We start from the raw sequence: 324 nt of genomic DNA, 5'->3' as shown, positions 1-324 counted from the left end.
GTGTGCCGTCGAAGGTCATGATCCGTGCGGCCGAGGCGCTGCATGGTGCGAGCGCGGCTGCGCGATTTCCCGGCCTGCGCCGTGCGCTCGGCGCTCAAGGCGGTGGAACGGCTCCTGATCGAAGACCACGCCAACCACTGCATGGAGGCGGCGATCCTGTCGGGCGACGCCGATGAGCAGCGCTCCAAGTTCCGCGAGATGGTCGCCCTGCTCGAGAAGGCGCGGGATTGATCGGGAACGGATCTGCCCCGATCCTCATTGAGCCCGCATGATCCAGGCTATCTTGCTCTCGATCCTCGTCGTCGCGATCTGCACCGCGATCCA

Annotated in this window: 1 protein-coding gene; it reads left to right on the top strand. The window is 66.0% G+C overall.

Translation table 11 applies throughout. The features are described from left to right. Window positions 1-42: 42 nt before the first annotated feature. Complete coding sequence (locus tag O4G76_RS20225; protein WP_269398937.1) at window positions 43-231, top strand: metal-sensing transcriptional repressor; 189 nt, start codon at window positions 43-45, stop codon at window positions 229-231. The last annotated feature ends 93 nt before the right edge of the window (window positions 232-324 follow it).

The organism is Limimaricola sp. G21655-S1, from assembly GCF_027213785.1.
GTDB lineage: Bacteria > Pseudomonadota > Alphaproteobacteria > Rhodobacterales > Rhodobacteraceae > Limimaricola.
This window is presented reverse-complemented; position numbering and strand designations above follow the sequence as displayed.